At 41.7% G+C, this 21184-nt stretch carries 18 protein-coding genes; 9 read left to right on the top strand and 9 right to left on the bottom strand.

Features of this window, described 5'->3' with window-relative positions:
• The first annotated feature begins 80 nt into the window (after positions 1-80).
• Positions 81-878: a metallophosphoesterase gene (locus EPB74_RS05600; protein WP_274903254.1), complete on the top strand. Its 798-nt coding sequence runs from the start codon at positions 81-83 to the stop codon at positions 876-878.
• Between the two features lie 177 nt (positions 879-1055).
• Positions 1056-1892: a histidine phosphatase family protein gene (locus tag EPB74_RS05595; protein WP_274903253.1), complete on the top strand. Its 837-nt coding sequence runs from the start codon at positions 1056-1058 to the stop codon at positions 1890-1892.
• 126 nt (positions 1893-2018) lie between these two features.
• Here EPB74_RS05595 and rpsT read toward each other — a convergent pair whose 3' ends face one another.
• Complete coding sequence (rpsT, locus tag EPB74_RS05590) at positions 2019-2285, bottom strand: 30S ribosomal protein S20 (RefSeq protein ID WP_010200097.1); 267 nt, start codon at positions 2283-2285, stop codon at positions 2019-2021.
• Between the two features lie 499 nt (positions 2286-2784).
• On the opposite strand from rpsT, the gene EPB74_RS05585 reads away from it, so the two are divergent.
• The 5 genes from EPB74_RS05585 (at position 2785) to EPB74_RS05565 (ending at position 10512) form a co-directional block, all read left to right on the top strand.
• The gene (locus EPB74_RS05585) at positions 2785-3486 is read left to right on the top strand and encodes an NAD-dependent epimerase/dehydratase family protein (protein WP_274903246.1); all 702 of its coding nucleotides are present in this window, start codon (positions 2785-2787) and stop codon (positions 3484-3486) included.
• Positions 3487-3615: 129 nt separating this feature from the next.
• Entirely contained in the window at positions 3616-4137 is a 522-nt protein-coding gene (rraA, locus tag EPB74_RS05580; RefSeq protein ID WP_274903568.1) for a ribonuclease E activity regulator RraA, read from the top strand.
• Between the two features lie 268 nt (positions 4138-4405).
• Positions 4406-8125: a transcription-repair coupling factor gene (mfd, locus tag EPB74_RS05575; protein WP_274903245.1), complete on the top strand. Its 3720-nt coding sequence runs from the start codon at positions 4406-4408 to the stop codon at positions 8123-8125.
• Positions 8126-8330: 205 nt separating this feature from the next.
• Positions 8331-8762, top strand: coding sequence for an HIT domain-containing protein (locus EPB74_RS05570; protein WP_011513989.1), 432 nt, complete (start codon positions 8331-8333; stop codon positions 8760-8762).
• A gap of 328 nt (positions 8763-9090) precedes the next feature.
• A complete protein-coding gene (locus EPB74_RS05565; RefSeq protein ID WP_274903242.1) occupies positions 9091-10512 on the top strand; it encodes an adenylate/guanylate cyclase domain-containing protein in 1422 nt (473 codons plus the stop codon).
• 197 nt (positions 10513-10709) lie between these two features.
• On the opposite strand, the gene fdx is transcribed toward EPB74_RS05565, so the two are convergent.
• The 8 genes from fdx to EPB74_RS05525 all read right to left on the bottom strand — a co-directional run bounded on the left by fdx (position 10710) and on the right by EPB74_RS05525 (position 18106).
• Positions 10710-11048, bottom strand: coding sequence for an ISC system 2Fe-2S type ferredoxin (fdx, locus tag EPB74_RS05560; RefSeq protein WP_274903240.1), 339 nt, complete (start codon positions 11046-11048; stop codon positions 10710-10712).
• Between the two features lie 96 nt (positions 11049-11144).
• Positions 11145-13022 (bottom strand): Fe-S protein assembly chaperone HscA, encoded by a 1878-nt coding sequence (gene hscA / locus EPB74_RS05555; RefSeq protein ID WP_274903239.1) that lies wholly within the window; start codon positions 13020-13022, stop codon positions 11145-11147.
• A 360-nt stretch (positions 13023-13382) separates the two neighbouring features.
• Positions 13383-13964, bottom strand: coding sequence for a Fe-S protein assembly co-chaperone HscB (gene hscB / locus EPB74_RS05550; RefSeq protein WP_079692174.1), 582 nt, complete (start codon positions 13962-13964; stop codon positions 13383-13385).
• Positions 13965-14025: 61 nt separating this feature from the next.
• Positions 14026-14346 carry an iron-sulfur cluster assembly protein IscA gene (iscA, locus tag EPB74_RS05545; RefSeq protein WP_025653020.1) on the bottom strand — a complete coding sequence of 107 codons (321 nt, stop codon included), beginning with the start codon at positions 14344-14346 and terminating at the stop codon, positions 14026-14028.
• Positions 14347-14614: 268 nt separating this feature from the next.
• Positions 14615-15007: a Fe-S cluster assembly scaffold IscU gene (iscU, locus tag EPB74_RS05540; RefSeq protein WP_079692173.1), complete on the bottom strand. Its 393-nt coding sequence runs from the start codon at positions 15005-15007 to the stop codon at positions 14615-14617.
• A 173-nt stretch (positions 15008-15180) separates the two neighbouring features.
• Entirely contained in the window at positions 15181-16407 is a 1227-nt protein-coding gene (locus tag EPB74_RS05535; RefSeq protein WP_079692172.1) for an IscS subfamily cysteine desulfurase, read from the bottom strand.
• Positions 16404-16916, bottom strand: a complete 513-nt coding sequence (locus EPB74_RS05530; protein ID WP_079692171.1) for an Rrf2 family transcriptional regulator — start codon at positions 16914-16916, stop codon at positions 16404-16406. The genes EPB74_RS05535 and EPB74_RS05530 overlap by 4 nt, the downstream gene beginning before the upstream one ends.
• A gap of 542 nt (positions 16917-17458) precedes the next feature.
• Complete coding sequence (locus EPB74_RS05525; RefSeq protein WP_274903236.1) at positions 17459-18106, bottom strand: hypothetical protein; 648 nt, start codon at positions 18104-18106, stop codon at positions 17459-17461.
• 481 nt (positions 18107-18587) lie between these two features.
• Between EPB74_RS05525 and EPB74_RS05520 the strand changes: the two genes are divergently transcribed.
• Both EPB74_RS05520 and EPB74_RS05515 read left to right on the top strand, forming a co-directional pair.
• Entirely contained in the window at positions 18588-18899 is a 312-nt protein-coding gene (locus EPB74_RS05520; protein WP_227516667.1) for an HU family DNA-binding protein, read from the top strand.
• 405 nt (positions 18900-19304) lie between these two features.
• On the top strand, positions 19305-21179 hold the full coding sequence (locus EPB74_RS05515) for a SurA N-terminal domain-containing protein (protein WP_274903234.1): 1875 nt from the start codon (positions 19305-19307) through the stop codon (positions 21177-21179).
• The last annotated feature ends 5 nt before the right edge of the window (positions 21180-21184 follow it).

Below are 21184 nucleotides of genomic sequence, written 5' to 3'. Positions count from 1 at the left end.
CTGTTCAAACTTGCTCAGTCTACTAGAGGTAGTTTTTACACTCGCTTTTGGAAATCACATTATTGATAATATTGGATCATATGAAATTACAGATTTTGAGTGACTTACATATTGACAGTTATGCTCGTCAGTCGCATCCGATGGGACACATCCCTAAAACTAACGCAGATTTGGTGCTAGTAGCGGGAGACACCGCAAATAGCGATAGTGGTATGCTATGGCTACAAGAGCAAGCAGCGCGTTTACAAGTGCCTCTAATCACTATCGCGGGCAACCATGAATACTTCAATGAAGATGTGCTGCATTTTGATAAAAAGTTAGCCACTTGGGATAACTATAATATGAAGTCGAAGCAAGGCGTTCGATTTCTGCAATGTCAGCATATCGATATTGGTGATATGCGTATCTTAGGTTGTACGCTATGGACGGACTATCAATATCAAGCCAACGAAGATACCATGGCGGCGGCTTCACGTTTTATGCGTGACTACAAACAGATTTATGCAGGTAGCGAGCTATTTTCACCTGAAGTATCGATGCAAATCCATGCGGTACAACGGCAATGGCTCCAGCAAGCACTAATAACCGCTAAAGACTTGGGTAAAAAAACCGTGGTGATGAGTCATCATAGTATCAGCCCACTATCAGTGTCTGAGAAATATGCCAACCTACCGAGCAATGCTGCTTTTGTCAGTGATTTGTCTGGATGGATGCACGAAGATTGGGCACCGACACTATGGATACATGGACATACGCACGAAGCCTTCGATTACCGTATTGGTAATACGCGGGTGATTGTGAATCCAAGAGCTTACCCTAATGAGGTCAGTAGTACGGCGTTAGCGTTCGCATGGGACAAAGTGGTCGATATCGATTAGAGAGGGTTTAATAGTGATAAAAAATTTCTGCTATTAGCAGAATCGAGTTTCCGATACTGACCACACTTCTCTGACCATATTTCTCCGAGCACACCTAGTTATAGTAATGGTAGCTTATATTGCAACTGGCTTTGTATTTTGTTCATTCTTGTCAAAAAATCTGCTACGCTTGCTACCATGAGCAAAAATACTAATGATACTTTGTCGAAACTATCCGCTGAGACGCTTGCGAGTCACACTCCAAGTGCGCCAGCGCCTTCACACCTACCTGATAGTATGATTTCTTCGGTCAGCTTGTTGCCTAAAGATAAGCGACTGATCTTATTTACCAGACACTCTCTACGCGAGCGCTCTGATGGTAATGGCTTTGCCAGTTATCAGCTACCACTAACACCCAAAGGCCGCGTATTAGCAAAGTCTTGGGGTCGTTGGTTGTCAGGGCATCTGCCATATTCACTCGATGTCGATAGCATTTCAAGTCCGATTGGTCGCTGTATCGATACCGCGCAGTTGATGCAAGAAGGGGCAGGGCTTCGCCGAGATATCTCGCACCAGTCATTATTGGTTGAGCCTGGTAGCCTAGTGACTGAACCTGACATTGCCAATCCAATATTTAAAGAAATTGGCGTCCTAAACTTTATCAACCGATTCTTACAGGGCAATCTTGAAGGTACCAAAAACGCCTATCAAGGTGGTCTCGATATTTTATCGCTTTTTTATCAAAATCAGCCGCAGCATGGGCATCTTATGCTGGCCGTCAGTCATGATACCTTGCTATCTGCATTTTTAGCGGTGATGTTCGATGTGGTAGAGATTGATTGGAACGACTGGCCAAAAATGATGGAGGGGGTATTTTTGTGGTTTGATGACAAACCGTTTGAGCAAGCAAGTGCGCATTTTGTCTGGCGCGGCGAAGTTTATGTGCGCCCGATCCATACCTTGTTAGATGGCTATCGCGCTGCAGGATTCCATCCAAGCAAACTGTTATTACCACCAGAAGTAAAATGGACATAAATACTTTTTGTTATGAATTGAATGTTTTTACACAGGCATAAAAAAACCTTGCCCCAGTATTAGAACCAGTGACAAGGTTTTAGTCATCATGCTATAAAGCGCGATGCGGTCTAAACGTTATAAATCTTAAGCTTGTAAGCCTTTGATTGTTTTGTTTAGGCGGCTCTTACGACGAGCAGCTTTATTCTTATGAATAATACCTTTGTCAGCCATACGATCAAGAACCGGTACCGCTTTTTTGTAAGCTTCGGTAGCCGCGTCATAATCTTTAGCTGCGATAGCCGCATCAACACGTTTCAAATAAGTACGAACCATAGAGCGTTGTGACGCAGAGTTCTGACGACGTTTGGTGTTTTGACGGGCGCGTTTACGAGCTTGTGCAGTATTAGCCACGCGAATCTCCTTGATAAAGACAGATAATAATATGAATGTGGATTACAGTAATAGGTTTAACCATCATCGGTGACGAGCAGCCGTCTCGTCAAACATGATGTCGATGTCTAATATTAAACTATCTAATACCAATAGATCACCGCAAGCGCCATGGCTGTTTGGAATAATTAAACAGCGTTGACGTGTAAAGCCGGTTATCTTAGCAAATTATCACGCTTAGAACAATATATTTGATGATTAATGCTTAAAGAAGTTACGCTGTTGTATGGATGATTGGTTTTTTTGGGTATTTATTCGAGGTCTATTAAGGCGTTCTTCATGATTATTGGCTTAATAAACTCCGTAGCTGATAAAATCTCTTACAATAAATGCTGCATAATAACCTCAGTTATCCATTAATTTAGGTATGATACTAAGGTGAAAAGCTTTGGAGATGGTCTTTCAAGCATCACATTTTCCATCATCATAAATCTTCCCACACTATATAAATGGACAGGATATGCAGCGAAAAGCAATTGTAATTGGTGCGACAGGACTGGTAGGGCAGCATCTTGTTAAGCAGCTTAGTGAGCTTTATGACACGTTAATTGTGATTGCACGGCGTCCGCCACGCTACATTAATGCCAGCATGCGCTTTTATCAGGTCAATGATTTTGACAACCTAGCTGAAATATTCGCCAGCGTTGGCGTTGACCGAAAGACCGATGCTTTTAGCTGCCTTGGCACCACAAAAAAGCAGGCTGGTAGTGATGAAGCCTTTCGAAAAGTAGACTATCATTATAATGTAACGTTTGCTACGCTTTGCCAAGATAAAGGCGTTGAAAACTTCTTTTTATTATCTTCAATGAATGCTGATATCAATAGTCGTTTTTTGTACAATCGGGTAAAAGCTGAAACTGAGCAATCTATTATAAGGTTAGATTTTGCGCAGTTGGTTGTTTTTCGTCCTTCATTATTACTTGGCAAACATAAAGGTCGGCCACTTGAAAGTATCGGTCAAAAGGCCTTTCAGTTTATCTCACCTTTTGTGTCAGAGTCATTATCACTGCACCCTATTTCTGCTAAGCGTGTCGCTAGTGCCATGGCGATGAGCGCGCATGATATCTATGAGCGTAGTAAATATCGCGCTGAACCTATAGTCAAAACGGTTGATATCATCGAAAACAAGCAGATGCTTGCGATGACTCGAGTAAAACATTAAGCTGTAAATGCCCTTTCATTTTATGATGGATTTGAAATATTAAATAGCCTAAGTGTTCTAATGAAGTGATAAATAAAAATAATTTAACCATTAAAGACAAGGAGTCTGACCATGCCAGAATCAGCAACGATGAATAGAGAAAATTTTGTGACTTGTGATTTATTAGATGCCAACCCTGAATCACAGGTGTGTTTGCCCAATATCGAAGGCAAGTCTTTTTATAGTTTTGGCGGCAAGGACAGGTTTTGCGGTGAAATTGTGACGGTAAAATGCTTTGAAGATAATAGCCGCGTCAAATCACTGCTCAACAGCGATGGTAAAGATCAAAGTGGTGGCGGTAAAGTATTAGTCGTCGATGGTGGTGGTTCGATGCGTTGCGCGCTGTTAGGCGATATGATTGCTCAGTCAGCGATAGATAATAATTGGGCTGGAGTAGTGGTCTATGGTTGTGTCCGTGACGTTGATGATATGGCACAGATGGAGCTTGGGGTAATGGCGCTTGGCTGTATCCCGCGTAAGTCAAATCGCCGCGATGAAGGACAGACTGACATTGAAATTAGTTTTGGTGACCTAACTTTGAACTCTGGTATGTTCATCTACGCAGATAATAATGGCATTATCGCTAGTGATAAACCGCTAATATCACAATAGCTTTTTATGTCATAGCTTTTTGTTGAAATTTGAAGTTTACTAAGCACTTAAAAACTAAGATAAACACATATTAAAAATCTCAGCTTCTAAGCTGGGATTTTTGTGTTTAATGAGTCCTTTTAGGACTAAAAGCCTGTTTCTTATGTGTTTATTGGTTATTTTATTCTGAGTAACTACTAGAGTGACAAACCGTTACGGCATAAATTTTGGTAATTGCTTAAATGTTCGTATAATAGCCTTCTGACTTTTAACTTTGATCCTATTCTTTATGCCTATCACTGCTTTGACTGACGCCTTTGACCCCATTAACCAGCAGTTATTCCCTATCCAGAACGCTCAGCGGCGTTGGCTAGCACCTGTGCATGGTGCAGTCAGTAGTTTATGGCTGGCAAGTTTGGTTCAGGCTCCGATATGGAATGTTGCTGACCGCCTCAAAGTCGTGGTGACACGCGACCAAAATCAGCTCAATCAAATAGAGACGGAATTGGCGTTTTGCGGGGTCGATGCCTATGTATTTCCCGATTGGGAGACACTGACGTATGATGAGCTGTCACCGCATCAAGACATCGTGAGCGAGCGCATTAACCTGCTGACGGATATGCCAACCTCAGGAGTGCTGCTAATCTCGGTACAGGCATTGATGCATCGAGTGGCACCGCCAAGTTGGCTGATCGGCCAGCATTTTGATTTGAGTGTTGGTGATCAATTCGATATCAGCACCCAGCGTGAACTACTTGCAAAAGCAGGTTACCGAGCGGTTGAAAATGTCTTTGAGCCGGGTGAATTTGCCGTACGTGGTAGTATCATCGATATCTTTGCGATGGGTCAGCCGTTTCCGCTACGTTTGGACTTATTCGATGACGAAATTGAAACCATTCGGTTTTTTAATCCGCAGACCCAGCGTACTTTGACCGTTGATGATCTTAAAGCAATGATGAGTGGTAATGATAGTAGCATGGGCAAGGAATCACTGTCGCTACTGCACAAACTACCGGATATCTCAAAGCCCATTGAGCAGTTCCAAATACTACCAGCGAAAGAGTTTCCACTCGACGAAGGACGCGAGACTTTTCGGACCAATTTTGCCGCGATGTTTCCTAATGCCAGTAGCCGTAAGTTTGAGCTGCATAAAGATGTGATGGCAGGTATTGCTAGCAGTGGACTTGAGTATTACCAGCCGCTATTTTTTGATTTAAAGGCTTGGGAGTCAGAAAGTAGTTTATTCTCCTATTTACCAGATGATGCACTGTTTATTACTGATGAATTGATTAATGAGAAACAGGTGGATTATTGGTCACAAATCCAGCGCCGCTATGAAGAGCGTCGTCATGATATTGATAAGCCCATTGTCGCACCTGAGTTGCTGTATTTATTATCCAATACCCTCAATGAGCATCTCAATCGTTATCCACGCATTATTCTGAGTGCGCGTAATGAGCTGGCAACGATGACCGATGTGGCGGCTATTGATGAAGATGGCGTAACACCAAATCCAGCATTAATCTCTACTTCCACCTCGACTAAGCAACAAGGCTTGGTAACACTTACCGCTCTAGCACCGCCGCAGTTATCAGTGAATCATCAAAAAGCAGAACCTTTGACTGAGCTGTTAGATTTTTTAGCCATACAAGCGCAAACGTCGACACCGGTATTGGTGGTCGCTGAAACTGCGGGTCGCCGCGAGATTCTCATTGAGCTGTTTAAAGGTAAAATTGATATCAAAGCCTATGACAGCTTTGAAGAGTTTTTAGCAGCAGATAAAACAAGGGTTTTTAAAGATAACAAGTTGCCACAGGTAGGTTTAACCGTTGCGCCCATTGAGCGTGGCGTTTATGTGCCTGAGCGCTTGGTGCTGATTAGTGAGACGCAGCTATTTGGTCGGCAAGTATTGCAAACGCGCCGTCGCCGCCAAAGTGGTGTGTCAGAAGAGTTCTTGGTTAAAAGCGTTACTGAAATAACCGAAGGCAGCCCAGTTGTTCATATCGAGCATGGTATTGGTCGTTATCATGGACTGATTACCTTGGACGTTGGCGACGGTGAGCAAGAGTTTATTCACTTAAAATATGCCGATGATGCCAGCATTTATGTGCCAGTAGCCAATTTGCAAATGATTAATCGCTACAGTGGCGGTGACCCAGCACTCGCGCCACTGCACAAAATTGGTAGCGGGAAATGGGACAAGGCTAAGCAAAAAGCATTGGAGCAAATCCATGATGTCGCGGCTGAGCTCCTTAATATGCAAGCACGGCGCGAAGCCAAAGTCGGTATTCATTTCAAAATAGATATCTCGCAATATGAGCTATTTGCCAGTCAGTTTGCCTTTGAAGAAACCCCTGACCAAGCTAATGCTATCCATGCGGTCATGGAAGATATGAAGCAGAACCAACCGATGGATCGTCTCATCTGCGGGGACGTTGGTTTTGGTAAAACAGAAGTAGCGATGCGCGCCGCTTTCATTGCGGTCAGTGCGGGCTACCAAGTAGCGATATTAGTGCCGACGACATTGCTAGCAGGTCAGCATGAAGATAATTTCCGCGATCGCTTTGCTGATTGGCCAATACGTATCGAAACACTATCGCGCTTTGGCGGTAAAAAACATCAAGAAACTGTTCTGACAGATCTTGCAGATGGCAAGGTTGATATCGTTATCGGTACGCATAAACTATTACAACCGGATGTGAAGTTTTCTAATTTAGGCTTGATGATTGTCGATGAAGAACACCGCTTTGGTGTGCGTCATAAGGAGCGTATCAAGGCCATTCAGACCGATGTAGATAGTATGTCGATGACGGCGACGCCAATTCCTAGAACGCTTAATATGGCGTTATCTGGTATGCGCGATATGTCGATTATTGCTACGCCACCCGCACGTCGCCTCGCGATTAAAACCTTTGTCATGCAAAAGACAGAAGCACTGATGAAAGAAGCTATTTTGCGTGAGCTATTGCGTGGTGGGCAGGTATATCTATTACATAATGATGTCGCCAGTATTGAGCGTATGGCAGAGACGATTCGGGAGCTGGTTCCTGAAGCACGGGTAGGGGTTGCGCATGGACAGATGCAAGAGCGCCAACTCGAACAAGTGATGCAGCAGTTTTATCATAAAAAATTCAACGTGCTGATTTGTTCGACGATTATTGAAACGGGCATTGATGTACCGAATGCCAATACTATCATTATTGAGCGCGCTGACAAGTTTGGTCTTGCTCAGTTGCATCAGTTACGTGGTCGCGTTGGTCGTAGTCATCATCAAGCTTATTGCTACCTGCTAGTACCCTCTATTAAAGGTCTTAAAGGTGATGCTAAGCGCCGGTTGCATGCTATTGAGCGCGCTAACACACTGGGTGCAGGTTTTATGCTGGCTAGTGAGGATTTAGAGATTCGCGGAGCCGGTGAGATACTGGGCAAGCAGCAAAGTGGTAATATGCAAGCGATTGGTTTTAGCTTATATATGGATATGCTTGAGCGTGCTACTAAGGCGATCAAAGCTGGTAAAGAGCCCGATTTGAATACACCATTGTCGCTGACCAGTGAAATTAATCTACATAGCTCGGCGTTGATACCGGAAGAGTATTTGCATGATGTGCATCAGCGTTTGTTATTTTATAAACGTATTAGTAATGCTGATGATAAAGAAGCGCTGACCGATATCCGCACTGAGATGATTGATCGCTTTGGTATATTGCCGAATCAAACCAAGCAGCTATTTGCCATTCATGGACTGCGTATACAAGCAGAACCGCTGAAGATTAATAAAATTGATGCCAATAGTAATAGTATGACGTTAGAGTTTGCGCCTGATACACCGGTCGATGCCTTAGCCATTATTAAGCTGATTCAAGCAAATGGTCAGCACTATCGTATGAACGGGGCGTCTGGTATTCGTTATCAGAATGCAGATAAACTGGCAACACCGCAACAGCGCGTTACGGTTATCCAAGAGCTATTACGCTATTTTAGCGAGCATATGGTGGCAGAGTCGGCGTAGATTGGTTGGATAATAACGGCATGTCAGGGATACAAGCTAAGTAGGTTAGCTAGGTAACGCAAAGCCAATGGCTTATGTCGCTATTTTATCGGCTGGATAACTGATAAAATAGCGACACTATATTTTTAACCCCTGATTTTTAGCTTATTGCATTTTACTTTTTTATTTCCTTTTACTTAAGCTCCATAACAAGAGAACCGTCATTATGTTCCAACTTCATCATAAACTTGCTGCCGATAGTTTTTTAGTGGGTGATTTTCCATTATCTACCTGCCGTTTAATCAATGATTGTCAGTTCCCTTGGTTGATATTAGTGCCGCGTGTATCAGGTATCAAAGAATTGTATGAGTTATCTGAGGCTGACCAAACGCAGTTTTTGCGTGAATCGAGCTGGTTATCAAGCCAACTTGCCAAGACTTTTCAAGCAGATAAAATGAATGTAGCAGCGCTCGGTAATCAAGTACCACAATTGCATTTTCATCATATCGTTCGTTATCAAAACGATATGCAATGGCCAAATCCAGTATGGGGCGTGCCTGCTGTTCCTTATAGCAAAGAGGTATTGGCACAGATGCAGCAGACTTTAATGATGGCACTACGTGGTCATCATCAAATGCCATTTGATTGGCAAATGTAATAAAGTCTTAATTGACGGTCTCTAATACTCTTCTTTAAATGCGACCTACCAAAAAAGCCAGATATTTATTATTTGGCTTTTTTTGTCTTTGTTTTAGGTATTAGGTGTCACAATTTCTATTTAGATTAGTTTTAAAGCAAGATGAATGATAAGTGGTATGCTTTCGGTTATGAGTGACATAGGTGCTATGGCAATAAAGAGGTATAATATACAGATTTAGTAACTACTTATATAATCAACTTTTTATAAACACACTTTCATTCTTCTTCATTCTTCTTCATTCTTCTTGATACTTCTGATGGTTTTCTAGTTTAAGCGAATATCGACCATGGCATTTTTAGATATATTAAGCCCAAAAAAATCTATACAAGGTAAGGATGCCTATCGATTTGACTATCCGGAAGTCTTTGTTTTAATACTAAGCGTTATTCTGCTTGCCGTGCATTTTGACTTCAGTCCAACTTCGATGGCGCTTCTCGTCGTTGTCTGCCTACCTAGTCTCATGATCCTAATTTATAACTACCGCCGCCAAACAAGTTTTTGGACGTCTAATATCGTTATTATTTTATTATCTGTGGTCATTGGCTCAATACAGTTTTGTTCTATAATTTCACTGAGTTTGGCGGCGCTAATAGGGCTGCGTGTTATTATTAGTAGCCCCGAAAATCATCTAAAGCTGATAGCGGTATCAGTAGTCACCGTCATTATTTTTTATTATGTTAGCGTCACTTTAAGTATCAATGAAATAGATTGTCATGAAGACTGGATAACCTCCGTCATATTATTGGCAACTATCATTGTAATCTTGTGTCATTTTCGTCGCGTATATCATGATTATATTCATTACGAAGGCCGTGCTCAGCAAGCGACTGAGCGATTAAACACCATGGTTTCCGTTATTAATAAATTAACACGTTTTGTACCACCGCAAATCTGGGAACCTATTGTAAAAGCAGACGTCCCCGTGAGTGTCTCTAATAAGCGGGCTAAGCTGACGATTATGTTCTCAGATATCGTCGGTTTTACGGAACTGTCTGATAGCTTAAGCGCTGATAATTTGGCTGATATCTTAAATACCTATATGCACTGTATGACTTTAATTGCCAATAAACATGGTGCAGTATTAGATAAGTTCATCGGCGATGGTATGGTGTGCTTTTTTGGTGAGCCAGATAGCCGTGGCCCACGTCAAGACGCATTAGACTGTGTCGCTATGGCAATAGATATGCGCCGTGAGATGCGCACCTTAAGGCAGAAATGGCGGCTTATGGGCTTTGAAGGCTTGTATATACGTATTGGCATTACCACGGGCTATTGCCATGTCGGTAACTTTGGTAGTAATAATCGTCTCAGCTATACGCTCATTGGCAAAGAAGCCAACCTTGCCTCAAGACTTGAAGCAGTCGCTGGTAAGAGTGAGATATTTATTAGTGAGCGTACCCATGACTATATCTCTCATGATTACGACTGTGAATATGCTGGATCTTTTCAGTTAAAAGGCTTTGATAGTAAAGTAAGCGCCTGGCAAGTACTCGACCCAGATGCGAATAAAGGTAAGTTGTCGAAATGGGTGGATCATACACTACCGGGTTTTAACCTCCACCTGAATTTTAGAGACATGCAAGATAACGATTATCAAGATATTCGAAATCGCTTAAATATTGCGCTTGAGCGTATTGAGCAAGAAGAGAAGTCGATTACGCTTGAGATTACTAAAGCGAGTAAGCAGGAAAGTCAACGTCATAAGTAAGTGAAGGCTGATAACATCATTATAGGTAACCATCTTTTATTTTGAATTGACCACATGGGCTTAGAGAATATAGTTTTTGAGCATTAAAAATAGAAAAAAGCCAGTTATTAATAATAACTGGCTTTTTTCATATAACGTTATCTTCTTAATATATCAAACCATCTCGCTAACGACGCTCATAGGTAAGTTATTATTATTTAGTGGTTTTCTTTGGCATGGTTTAACGTGTATTTAGGAATCTCAATAGTTAAATCTTCATCATCAAGCATCACCTGACAGGATAATCGTGAGTCAGGCTCTAAGCCCCAAGCGCGATCGAGTAAATCAGCTTCGATATCATCCATCTCATCCAAGCTATTAAAACCTTTACGGACCACGACATGACAAGTAGTACAAGCTTTTGACATCTCGCAAGCATGTTCAATCTTGATACCTTTTTCGAGCAGTGCTTTACATAAGTTTTCGCCTGCTTCTAATTCGACTTCAATGCCTTCAGGGCAAATTTCATGATGGGGTAGTATAGTAATTTTTGGCATAAGGTATTTGTCCAGTGCTAATCAATTTAAAATAAAATCTAAAAATATAAGAGGTGAGCTCAATATAATTGCTAAGCTTCTTCCTAAACATGTCTGTTACCAGTCTTTTGCACTAGTGCCTGCCATACTAGTTTTGACGCTCTGATTCATAATAAGAGCGGCAAAGGCATCGCTATGCGGTTTGAGTGCGAGCTTTTTTGCATCAATCACAGTTAAATCATCTGTACAAAGTGCAGCTTGTAAGTCTTGCATAGTTTGCGCTAAAGACTGCTTAGCTTCTTCTGCAAGTAAGGAGCCAAAATCGATCAGTGCCGATTGCAGTGCTAGTATTTCACGTTCCGCTTCGACCTTGGTTTCAATCAATGAACGGGCATTTTTATCTTCTTCAGCGTATTTAAAGCCTGCAATCAGCAACTGCTCTTTTTGCTCATCAGACAGTCCATAAGAGGGCACAATCTCAATTTTACTTTCTGTTTTGGTCGTCGTTTCTTGTGCACTCACTGTCAGCTGCCCATTAGCGTCAATACTAAAAGTCACTTCAATACGAGCAAATCCAGCTTTCATGGGCGGAATACCATAAAGCTCAAAGCGTCCAAGTGAGCGGCAGTTATCTACTGTCTCACGCTCGCCTTGCACCACATGAATCACCATGCCCGTTTGACCATCTTGATAAGTGGTAAAGATTTGGCGTTTTTTGACAGGAATAGGCGTATTACGCGGTATAAGGACTTCAACCAGACCGCCCATGGTCTCAAGACCGAGCGATAGCGGCGTTACATCCAATAGCAATAGATTGTTATCGCTATCACCGTTGACCAATTGATGCGCTGTCTGTGCTGCGCCTAAGGCAACCACTTCATCTGGATTGAGACGGCAAAGCGGCTGCTTGGCAAAAAACTCCGTAACGACTTGCTGAACCGCAGGCATGCGTGTAGAGCCACCAACCAAAATAACTTCATCTAAGTCTGTCTTAGAAAGTTTAGCGTCACGTAATACTTGTTCACAGACGCTCAATGTGCGGCTATTTACTGGTGCTGCGATAGTGAGTAAATCTTTACGGCGCAAGACACCTTGATAAGATTGCTCATTGACGATGATGTCAATATCAACTTGCTCAACGTCAGTCAATGCTTGCTTATACGCTTTGGCTTGTTGGGCAAGTATCGATTTATCATGAAGGCTCACATCTTTAGGGTCGATATGTAATTTTTTGATGAGCCAATTGGTTAAGAGGCGATCAATATCGTCGCCACCGAGCGCACTATTACCACCCGTTGCTAATACTTCAAAGACGCCATCATTCAGTTTTAAAATAGACACATCAAAAGTACCGCCGCCTAAATCATAGATTAGATAATGGCTTTCGCTATCAATGCCGGTAGGCTGGTCAAGCCCATAAGCTACAGCGGCAGCGGTAGGCTCATTTAATAGACGCAGTACATTGATACCCGCCGCTTGAGCTGCATCTTTAGTCGCTTGGCGTTGCGCTTCATCAAAATAAGCGGGCACAGTAATAACAGCACCTTGTATGCTCTCGTCAGGCAATGCGTTAGCAGCACGCTGTTGAAGTGCTGCTAAAATACGCGCTGAAACCTCAACGGGAGATACTTCTCCTTGGGCGGTAACAAACGCTGGCATCGCATCTTTGTCACCACTTAACTCATAAGGGTGTGAGAATTTGATATCTGCTTGACTACGACCCATAAAGCGCTTAGCCGAGATGATCGTATTTTTTGGATCATCTGCTAGATGAGAGAGTGCTTCGTACCCAACCAGTGGCTTGCCTGTGCTTGGATAATAAACCACGGAAGGCAATAAGGTATCAGTCGTTGTGCTTGCTTGCAAAACTTGCGCCTTACCTGAACGCACTACAGCGACCAATGAGCGCGTCGTACCAAGGTCAATTCCTAAACCAAAACGATGTTGGTGAGGCCGAGTACTTTGATTGGGTTCAGCAATTTGCAATAAGGACATAAGACAACTCAAAGATAAAATGAATAAGTGAAATGGAACAAATACAACATGCAGGCTACTATTATTTAACCACTGCATTTTTTCTATCAAATATCAGCACGATATAAATATTCTAATGTAGAAATCAGCAGTTAAGGGTATTTAAAGTAAGTGATTATACGGGATAGTTGGTACTATTTTAACCATCGGTTTTAAATAAGTAGTCATTCACTGTGTTGGTAACTGTTTTTAAATTAAAGTGCTTCTATAATAATCAGATACTTCTATAAAAAGTCATTAGGCATAAGAAAACCACTATGCATATTTGAAGTTGGACTAAGTCAGTTGTAATTAAAAATGATGGCGGTCAAAACAAAGAGTTTAAACATATAAATCATCATCATCTAAATGCTGAGTAGTTGCGACCTCATCAAGCCCAATAGTGATATCTGCATTCAATTTGACTAAAAACTTCAGTTTTTGGGTCGCATCAATTGCCGCTTGCCAGTCTTGGTTTTGGTAAGCATTATTAAAACGTGCAGACTGCTTAGCTAGGCGTTCTGTAATCTGTGGGTGTAGCTGCTGCAGCGCTGATATATCTTTATCGCCAATGGCATCGTCTAAATCAATACGCATTTGCATGGCATCTTCTAAAAAGTCCAAATCTGCGATGGAATGCTCTACATTTTGCGCTTGACCTGCCATATCTAACAGGTAGCTGGCGCGGCTATCAGGCGCACTGAGCGTCTGATAGGCTTGATTAATAAGTGCCGACGCTTGCTCAGACTGCTGCGTTGCTTTTGCATTATCTGCCACATTTTTTGCGACATTATCAGGATGATAGTGTTTTTGCAGGAGACGTAGACGTTGATCAAGGCTGTCTTGAATGATGTCAAATTGTACAGGCTGCTCAAATAGGGCAAAGAAGTTGTCAAACTGTGCTTCTGGAGTATTGTCTGTCATATCATATGCCTTCATTTTTATTTATTATTTTGAGGACTTCTATCTTATTCAATAAAAAATCTTACACCGTAAAGGATTCACCGCAGCCACATTCGCCTTTTTGATTGGGATTGGTGAATTTAAAGCCTTCGTTTAGACCTTCTTTTTCATAATCCATCAACAAGCCATCTAAATATACCAAGCTTTTAGGGTCGATAAAAATGCTAACGTCACGACTTTCATAGCGCGTGTCATTTTCATCAGGCGTATCGACAAACTCTAAAACATAAGCCAAACCCGAACAACCTGCTGTACGGATACCGACTCGAATACCTTCACCTTTACCGCGATTGTCCAAAAAATCTCGAACATGCTGAGCGGCGCGTTCTGTCATTTCAATCATGCCAACTCCTATTGACTATCAATAATAGAGATAAAAAATCTGAATAAATACTTTATATAAGTTGGCAAAAATAAAGCGCTTGCCAAGATAATTCGAATAAACCGTTTAAAATAAATAAAAGGTGACAATTACATAAGCGTCATTGTCACCTCCTTGGCGTTAGCCGCTTTTTGGCAGCGTGCGCTTTGATACAAAGAGCAAGTTGCTAAACAATATATATTAAGCTGCTTACACATATACTCAATATAGCTGGTCGTTTTGACTACGACTAGGCTTCAGCCGCCGCATGCTTGCCTTTATAGTCGCTAATAGCGGCTTTGATGGCATCTTCTGCAAGGACAGAGCAATGCACTTTTACTGGTGGTAATGCTAGTTCTTCAGCAATGTGACTGTTCTTAATTTCGCCAGCTTGGTCTAAGCTTTTGCCTTTTAACCACTCAGTGACAAGTGAGCTTGAAGCAATTGCTGAGCCGCAGCCATAGGTTTTAAAGCGTGCATCTTCAATGATACCATTATCATCAACTTGAATTTGTAGACGCATCACATCGCCACAGGCTGGGGCACCGACCATACCGGTACCAACGTTTTTGGCATTTTTATCAAGATTGCCAACGTTGCGTGGGTTTTCGTAATGATCAATAACTTGGTCACTATAGGCCATGGGATTTTCTCCTAGTTAGATGATGAGCAGTATCTTAGATTAGTAACTTACTAACTTTTAATGTCTACTTACTCATCGATAATTGGGGTCAAACACTAAGTTTATAATTGTTTGATTGATCGTCTAATGGCTATATTTAATAACCATATCGTTATTTTACTATTAAATAAATCTTAATGCTCAGACCACTCTACTGAGTCTAAATCAACGCCTTCTTGATACATATCCCAAAGTGGCGATAGGGCACGTAATTTGTCAACGGCTTGATGCATCTGGGTGATAACTGTATCAATATCTTCTTCAGTCGTATAACGACCGAAGCTAAAGCGAATCGAGCTATGTGCCAACTCGTCTGGGCGACCGATAGCCCGCAATACATATGATGGCTCAAGCGTCGCTGACGTACAGGCTGAACCTGATGATACGGCTAAGTCTTTTAGCGACATCATGAGCGATTCGCCTTCAACAAAGTTAAAGCTGATATTTACAATATTAGGAACGCTGTTTTCTAAATCACCGTTTAGATAAATCTCTTCAATATCTTGTAAACCATCCCACAGCTTTTGGCGTAATTTTGCAGCGTGATCGTGGTCTTCTTGATAACGCTCATTGGCTAAGGCAAAGGCTGCACCAAGACCGACGATTTGATGGGTAGGCAAGGTACCTGAACGCATGCCGCGCTCATGACCACCGCCATGTTGCTCTGCTTTTAGACGAATACGTGGCTTACGGCTGACAAATAGTGCACCAATACCTTTAGGACCGTATGCTTTATGACCTGAGAAGCTCATTAAGTCTATTTTCATCTCTTCAAGGTTGATAAGCACCTTGCCAACAGACTGCGCGCCATCAACATGGAAGATAACACCCGCTTCACGAGTGATTTCGCCAATAGCAGCAACATCCGTAATCGTACCAAGCTCGTTATTGACCATCATGAGTGATACTAAAATCGTATCTTCACGTAATGCGGCTTTCACTTGCTCTGGTAAGATCATGCCAGTGCTTGGCTGTGGTTCAAGATAAGTAATCTCGAAACCTTCTTGCTCAAGCTCGCGGCAAGTATCTAGTACCGCTTTATGCTCAATTTTACTGGTAATAATATGCTTACCACGAGACTGATAAAAATGTGCGGCGCCTTTAATGGCTAAGTTATCAGATTCTGTTGCACCAGAAGTAAAGACGATTTCGCGTGGATCCGCATGGATGACGTCAGCAACTTGCCCACGTGCCGTTTCAACTGCTTCTTCAGCTTGCCAGCCATAGCCATGCGAGCGTGATGCTGGGTTACCAAAGATGCCGTCTACCGTCAGATACTCGCTCATCTTGGCAGCGACTGACTTAGCAACTGGCGTAGTGGCGGCATAATCTAAGTATATAAGTTTGTTATGTTGGCTCATGCTGGGTTTGCCTCGCTGGTCGATAAAGTAATAGTATTGATGTCTTTTATAGAAATATCTTTCGAAGAAAATGTGTGCTGGCGGTCTGACACTGACTGCACGTGCTCCATATCTAACAATTGCGCCAATGTTATATTTTTCAAGTACTGCTCAACATGATTGGATAAGGCACACCACAAATCATGAGTGAGGCACATTGTACCACTTTGACAGTCGCCGCGTCCTTCACACTGCATCGCGTTAACCGATTCATCGACAGCAGAGATGATACTCATCACATCTATCTGATCAAGTGGTTTGGCTAAATGATAGCCGCCTGCCGCCCCGCGAATACTCGTGACTAAACCACGCTTACGTAGTTTTGAAAATAACTGTTCGAGATAAGATATCGATATCGATTGTCGCTTAGCAATATCAGATAAAGATACAGCACTCTCTTGTTGGCTAGTTTGCAGTGCCAAATCTAGCAAAGCGGTAACGGCGTATCTGCCTCGAGTAGTCAAACGCATGTGTTATCTCCAAACCTTTTAATGATAAGTTTATTTAACAACGATCTTAGTCTCGTCGTATTATTAAAAGCTAGCTATTTGAAGTAGCTGTTAAAAACACATCATTTATGTGCAATAAGCAAACTTCTAATAAAAATCATCTATCGACTAAGTGGTGTTTTATCGTTATTAAACAACAGATGGTTTACCCGATGTGTGCAACGATAAGGTAATTATACTCAATCCCGAGTAATTTAGTCAAGATTAAAGTGTGGTTGAATGGTTAGTCATACTTATTACGATGATTGATAAAAACAATGGTAAGAAAACGACCGGTAAAAGAAGGAGAAGAGATATCAGAAAATGTGATTTTCAAAGGCGTATGAGATACTTATAATCATTGTCTGATTTACTGCTTATATTTTAAAGCTTAGCAGGATGAAAAAAACAATGACAAAACAAGTAAGCGAAAAAAAGCGCTTAATATTTCTGAATCATATTAAACGCTATTAAAGCCCATTACTTACTCTCAAAGGTTTATATATAACATTGCTTAATAAGCGTTAGTTCATCACAAACAATGCGATGATAGCTGCAATAGCGATGACAGTAGCGACTATCGTTGTAATAATAAAGGTCTTTTGCTTACTTTGTAATTCTTTGACAGTCGTTTCAAGCTCACGGTTTTTAATGGTTAAGGTAGTGATTTGGGTTTGCTGTTCTTTAATCCGCAGCTTATAGCTCTCTTTTTTATCCGCCTTTTCAGCGTCAGAAGGCTTGGGCTTGCTTTTGCCGCCCTTAATCTTTTTAATCAAACCTTGAATCAGGCTACCTAGGCCAAGTTGCATGATAAATTGCTTTACCAGCTGTACTTGCACAGATTCACCGCGCATTTGTAGCTTCTCAGTCGTTTCGCTATCGTGAGTAGTGATGGCATTAATCACTTGAATGCTATAAGCGTTGATGACGACGTCAGGCTCGCTACGCCCGATAGGGAGTCTGTCATCCAATAACACGCCTTTGGTACTGAAGGTGGCGAATACCTCCACATGCGGTAGATATAATCTAAGGGCGACGACAGTACCTTGCTTGGCAAGCGGATAAGCGGCTTTACGGAGTTCTGGATCTAAACGTAACAGCAGGGTCAGCGCCGATTCGATAAACACCAAAATGACATTAAGAAAAGAGTGAGACAACGTAGAACGCTTCATGTAAATAATCCGTTGTTATTGTTCAAGTTAAAGATAAAAGGACAAGCAAGGATCAAAAACGACCCAAAATGTACAATGAGATTTCGCTTATAGTACCGTCTTTATAATAAAAAGTAACGCTAGTTTCTGTCAGTGGCTAAATTATTACCTGACAATTATTCCTCTAATTAAAGCATTAGGATTAGGCGATATCCACACTTGAGCCATACTTGCTAATTTGTATTCAAAGATAAAATAGATGAAAATCACTACATTAGGGTTTTATACACCAGAATATAAAATAGCGATCTTGTCACGAAACTGCAGAATGTTTAAGTAACATTGGGTGTTAAATACGTAGTAAGGTGCACAAATATATGTAAAATCGCTTGCGCTCCTTATGCAGCCTTGATATAAAGACGTTAACAAAGCGAAACCTGTTTATGCGTGAGTCAGGTGGTTTTTATTGCTTAAGTACTCTGAGAGCGATACAATACTTGGCGTGAGCGTTTTTTACCCCCTAAAACTTGAAGGAAATTTTATGAATAAGTCAGAATTAATTGATAGCATCGCTGAAAAAAGTGGTCTAAATAAAACTCAAGCTGGTGATGCTTTGAATGCTGTTATGGAAAGCGTGGGCGAAGCTCTAGAAGCTGGCGATAGCATCTCACTTGTTGGTTTTGGTACTTTCAGTGTAAAAGACCGTAAGGCTCGCACTGGCCGTAACCCTAAGACTGGTGAAGAGCTGAGCATTCCAGCTAGCAAAGTACCAAGCTTTAAAGCTGGTAAAAACTTAAAAGAGCGCTTGAACTAAGCCATTCTATTGATAAACATGCGCAGTTGACGACGTGATACACGAATAAAAACAGCGTTTGTTAGCAGTGACACAATAGAAATTCACTTATGGTTTAACTTATAAGCTAAGCTATAAATGAAGCAGCAAAAAAGCACCTAGATATTAGGTGCTTTTTTTAGTGCTATAGTTTGTATTATATCGTGTGAATATTTTGAGTCTGCATTAAAAATCACGTATCATAGGGCGCGCGATAGAGATGTTGATCAAATAAAGGCGATGTTATTCATCTTGAGCGACAATAATAAAATGCACCCTTTCTTATTTTTACCATTTTCTTACCATTGCCAGCTTGTAGAGCGTTGATATTATTAATAGTATTACAATGGTCTTTCATCAATATAGGTTAATAAAGCAGAGATAACTATGGATAAATTGCGCGATTTCTTAAAAAGCTGGCCAGGTCGCATTTTATTGATTTTATGCCTATCGCCGCTCGCTCTATTGGGTGTCGAAAGCTACTTTGGAGGTGGGGTTGATCCCAACCAAATCGCTCAGGTAGGTGATGCTAGTGTGGGACTATCAGAGTACCAGACTGCTGTAAATAACCGTCGTACCGAGCTTTTAGAGCAAGTTGATGATGCCAGTCTATTAAATGAAGATGTGCTACACGAACAGGTGTTAAAAGGTCTTATCGATCGCACCTTGTTAGAGCAGCAGGCTGGTAAACTTGGTATGACCGTTTCTGACGACACTATTAATCGTCTCTTGCGCCAAGAAGAAATCTTTAAAGATGAAAACGGTGAGTTTTCAAACGATCAGTTTGCAAGCTTTTTGCGTCAGCGTAATATGACCAAAGACCAGCTGTTTACAGAGTTTCGTAATCAGCTAAGCCTTGATCAGCTCAACGCCAGCATTGTTGGTACAGCGGCATACCCTATGCAAGCGGTCAGTCAACTGATTGACTTACAGCTAGAATCGCGCAATATTTGGCTACATCGTTTTAACTGGCAAGATTATGTCGGTCAAGTTAAATTAAGCAAAAATGACATACAAGCCTATTATGATGCCAATAAAGACACGCTAAAAAGTGCGGCAGTGGTAGATTTAGCCTATCTACAGCTTAGCCCTCAAACTATCCAAGTTAATGAGGTCACGACAGAAGATTTGCAGCAGCAATATGCCGCTTATAAACAGAGTCTTGCTGTCGTCGATGAGCGTAAAATTAGCCAGATTTTATTGACAGGTAATGATGCCAAGGCTCGAGCAGATAAAGTTAAAGCCCGTCTTGCTAAAGGAGAGTCTTTTACCAAGCTTGCTAAAACAGAATCAGATGACCCATCAGGGGAAACTGGCGGTGATATAGGGCTCTTTAATCCATCAGTATTTGGCAATGATGCGGCAGCGGTTGAAAAAGCGCTAGAAGGCTTAAGCGTAGGTGATGTCAGCGCACCTGTTAAGACCAGCTTTGGCTATCAGATATTTACGGTAACTGAAGATAATGGTAGCAAAATACCAAGTTTAGAAAGTATGCGTGAAGAGTTGACGGCGAAAGCAAAAGAATACAAACGTCAGGAAATTTATGCTGATAAAGTGACCGCTATTAATGATTTAGCGGCAGATGGTTTCAGTATTGAAGATATCGCTCAGCAAGAAAATGTGCCATTAAAACGTCTCAAAGATTACCGTAAAGAAAACAATAAATCTGTCCTATCGCAACCAGCGGTGATAAAACAAGCGTTTGACGAGTTTACCATTCAAGACCAAGCCGTCACAGCAGGTATTGAGGTTAGTAATGGTACGGTATGGATACAACCAAGTAATTATCGTCCTACTAAAACATTGTCTTTATCAGCGGCTACGCCAAGAATCACCCAAATATTACGTCAGCAAAAAGCCACCGCACTTGCGCTAAAAGACGCTAAAAAATTAGCAGCTGGTATTAAAACCACTGCCGATATCGGTAAACAGCCTGTTAAATTCCAAGCGTTAGGCAGTGTCAACCGTCAAACCACGCAATTGACAGAAAAAGAGCGTGGCTTAGCGTTTAGTCAGCAAGCAGCAGATAATGGTGTCGTGGCAATTGCTAGCGAGACGGAAATGGGTGCAACATTATTGGTTGGTGACCGTATAAAAACAGAGCAACAGTCACCGCTATCTGATGCGCAAAGAGCGCAAACAGCAGCCATTATTCGTGATAATTTAGGTCAGGATCAGCTACAAGACTATTTAGATTATCTACGTTTGGTGTATAAAGTTGAGATGAATGAAGCCAATATGGCTAATGCTCAAGGACGCTAAAATAC

This window comes from Psychrobacter sp. DAB_AL62B (genome assembly GCF_028895345.1).
Lineage (GTDB): Bacteria > Pseudomonadota > Gammaproteobacteria > Pseudomonadales > Moraxellaceae > Psychrobacter.
The sequence above is the reverse complement of the archived record's forward strand: the minus strand, read 5'-3'. Positions and strand labels throughout refer to the sequence as shown.

What these genes read in the sequence shown, in the direction of transcription:
- EPB74_RS05600 (WP_274903254.1), top strand. Translation starts at nt 81, where the DNA reads ATGAAATTACAGATTTTGAGTGACTTACATATTGACAGTTATGCTCGT.
- EPB74_RS05595 (WP_274903253.1), top strand. Translation starts at nt 1,056, where the DNA reads ATGAGCAAAAATACTAATGATACTTTGTCGAAACTATCCGCTGAGACG.
- EPB74_RS05585 (WP_274903246.1), top strand. Translation starts at nt 2,785, where the DNA reads ATGCAGCGAAAAGCAATTGTAATTGGTGCGACAGGACTGGTAGGGCAG.
- rraA (WP_274903568.1), top strand. Translation starts at nt 3,616, where the DNA reads ATGAATAGAGAAAATTTTGTGACTTGTGATTTATTAGATGCCAACCCT.
- mfd (WP_274903245.1), top strand. Translation starts at nt 4,406, where the DNA reads ATGCCTATCACTGCTTTGACTGACGCCTTTGACCCCATTAACCAGCAG.
- EPB74_RS05570 (WP_011513989.1), top strand. Translation starts at nt 8,331, where the DNA reads ATGTTCCAACTTCATCATAAACTTGCTGCCGATAGTTTTTTAGTGGGT.
- EPB74_RS05565 (WP_274903242.1), top strand. Translation starts at nt 9,091, where the DNA reads ATGGCATTTTTAGATATATTAAGCCCAAAAAAATCTATACAAGGTAAG.
- fdx (WP_274903240.1), bottom strand. Translation starts at nt 11,048, where the DNA reads ATGCCAAAAATTACTATACTACCCCATCATGAAATTTGCCCTGAAGGC.
- hscA (WP_274903239.1), bottom strand. Translation starts at nt 13,022, where the DNA reads ATGTCCTTATTGCAAATTGCTGAACCCAATCAAAGTACTCGGCCTCAC.
- hscB (WP_079692174.1), bottom strand. Translation starts at nt 13,964, where the DNA reads ATGACAGACAATACTCCAGAAGCACAGTTTGACAACTTCTTTGCCCTA.
- iscA (WP_025653020.1), bottom strand. Translation starts at nt 14,346, where the DNA reads ATGATTGAAATGACAGAACGCGCCGCTCAGCATGTTCGAGATTTTTTG.
- iscU (WP_079692173.1), bottom strand. Translation starts at nt 15,007, where the DNA reads ATGGCCTATAGTGACCAAGTTATTGATCATTACGAAAACCCACGCAAC.
- EPB74_RS05535 (WP_079692172.1), bottom strand. Translation starts at nt 16,407, where the DNA reads ATGAGCCAACATAACAAACTTATATACTTAGATTATGCCGCCACTACG.
- EPB74_RS05530 (WP_079692171.1), bottom strand. Translation starts at nt 16,916, where the DNA reads ATGCGTTTGACTACTCGAGGCAGATACGCCGTTACCGCTTTGCTAGAT.
- EPB74_RS05525 (WP_274903236.1), bottom strand. Translation starts at nt 18,106, where the DNA reads ATGAAGCGTTCTACGTTGTCTCACTCTTTTCTTAATGTCATTTTGGTG.
- EPB74_RS05515 (WP_274903234.1), top strand. Translation starts at nt 19,305, where the DNA reads ATGGATAAATTGCGCGATTTCTTAAAAAGCTGGCCAGGTCGCATTTTA.